This is a genomic window from Actinomadura sp. CNU-125 (assembly GCF_001942465.1).
Lineage (GTDB): Bacteria > Actinomycetota > Actinomycetes > Streptosporangiales > Streptosporangiaceae > Spirillospora.
Genome location: NZ_MKJY01000506.1, coordinates 1 through 1,795, shown reverse-complemented (window position 1 = coordinate 1,795; position 1,795 = coordinate 1). Strand labels below are relative to the sequence as shown.

Here is a 1,795-nt window from a genome sequence, read left to right as displayed (position 1 = left end):
GCGAGCAGCGCCTCGCCGCGCCCGATCGTCCCGTCGCCGTGCAGGTTGACGGCGCGCGCGCGACGGCCCCGACCTCCCGCCGGTCCGCCTTGAGCGACTGCAGGCCCCGGACGCGGAACGTGCCGCCGCCGCTCGCGAGCCGGTCGCCGACGCGACGTGTGCCCGCGCCGAGGGTGCCGGTCAGGACGTCCCCGCGCCCCCGCACGGTGAACACCCGGTCGGTCCACAGCCGCACGTCCGCGTCCCGGTCGGGGGCCGGGAGCCGGCGGCGAGCCGGCCGAGCGCCCCGCGCAGCGCGTCCAGCCCGGCGCCGGACGCCCCGTCGACCTCGACGGCCTCGACCTCCCCGAGCGACGTCGCGGCGATGCGGGCGAGCGCGTCCGCGCGGGTCCGCCGGACGGTCGCGGCGGGCGCGAGGTCGCACCGGGTGACGGCGAGCAGCGCGTGCCGCACGCCCAGCGCGTCCAGCACGGCGAGGTGCTCGGTCGACTGCCGCTGCCAGCCCTGGTCGGCGGCGACGACGAACAGCACGGCCGGGACCGGCCCCACCCCCGCGAGCATCGTCGTGAACGAGGCGTTCGTGCCCCGGCACGTCGACGAACGCGAGCGCGCCCGCCGCCGCCGGGCGCGTCCGTCCAGGCGAACCCCAGCTCGATCGTCAGGCCGCGCCGCCGCTCCTCGTCGAGCCGGTCGGGTTCCATCCCGGTGAGGGCCCGCACCAGCGTCGACTTGCCGTGGTCGACGTGCCCGGCCGTGGCGACGACGTGCACGCTCACCCGCCCCCCGGCACCGCGCGGACGGCTTCGGTCAGGGCGGGGTCGTCTTCCGGGGGGACGGCGCGGAGGTCCAGGAGGCAGCGGCCGTTCTCCACGCGGCCCATCACGGCGGGGTCGCCGAGGCGGAGGCGGGCGGCGTAGGGCTCGGGCAGGGACACGGCGGCGGACGGCAGGACGACGCGGGTGCGCCGCCGCCGCCGACGGCGGCCGCGCCGCGACGGCGGCGGCGTCGACGCCGTGTTCGGTGAGGGCGGCGGCGAGCTTCTCGGCGCCGTTCTCGGCAGGTCGGACGTGTCCGCGTGGAGGGCTCGCGCGGTGGGGGCGGCGGGGCCGCGCAGGGTGGCCTCCAGCGCGGCGAGGGTCATCTTGCCGACGCGCAGCGCGCGGGCGAGGGGGTGCCGGGCGAGGGTGCGCACGAGGTCCGCGCGGCCGAGGACGAGGCCGCACTGCGGGCCGCCGAGGAGCTTGTCGCCGCTCGCGGTGACGAGGGCCGCGCCGGACGCGAGGGCGGTCTGCGCGTCCGGCTCGTCCGGGAGGAGCGGTTCGGGTTCGAGGAGGCCGGAGCCGATGTCGGCGACGACGGGCACGCCGAGTCCGGCGAGTTCGGCGATCCCGGCGGAGCGGGTGAAGCCGGTGATCCGGAAGTTCGACGGGTGGATCTTCAGGATGAAGCCGGTGCCGGGGCCGACGGCGGCGGCGTAGTCGTCCGGGGCGGTGCGGTTGGTGGTGCCGACCTCGCGGAGGCGGGCGCCGGTCGCGGCGAGGAGGTCGGGGATGCGGAAGCCGTCGCCGATCTCGACCAGTTCGCCCCGGCTGACGATGATCTCCCGGTTTCCGGCGAGGGCGGTCGCCGCGAGGACGAGCGCGGCGGCGCCGTTGCCGACGACGTGCGCGGACGCGGCGGCGGGCACCCAGTTCGCGGAGCGCGTCGAGGGCGGTGCGGCCGCGGCGGGCGCGGGCGCGGTGGCGAGGTCGAGTTCGACGTCGGTGTGCCCGCGGCGGCGGCGACGGCGGCGCGG

At 78.9% G+C, this 1,795-nt stretch carries 3 protein-coding genes; all 3 read right to left on the bottom strand.

Features of this window, described 5'->3' with window-relative positions; all coding sequences use genetic code 11:
* A partial coding sequence (locus BJF79_RS63715) for a hypothetical protein (RefSeq protein ID WP_262403224.1) occupies window positions 1–214 on the bottom strand: 214 nt, incomplete at its 3' end.
* Window positions 181–561: a hypothetical protein gene (locus BJF79_RS63710; RefSeq protein ID WP_262403223.1), complete on the bottom strand. Its 381-nt coding sequence runs from the start codon at window positions 559–561 to the stop codon at window positions 181–183. The genes BJF79_RS63715 and BJF79_RS63710, both read right to left, overlap by 34 nt.
* Window positions 562–772: 211 nt before the next feature.
* The coding region (gene selA / locus BJF79_RS63705; protein ID WP_262403222.1) for an L-seryl-tRNA(Sec) selenium transferase at window positions 773–1,795 on the bottom strand (1,023 nt) is incomplete at its 5' end.

Excerpts from the sequence above, each read along its gene's own strand:
- BJF79_RS63710 (WP_262403223.1), bottom strand. The coding sequence starts at position 561 with ATGCTCGCGGGGGTGGGGCCGGTCCCGGCCGTGCTGTTCGTCGTCGCC.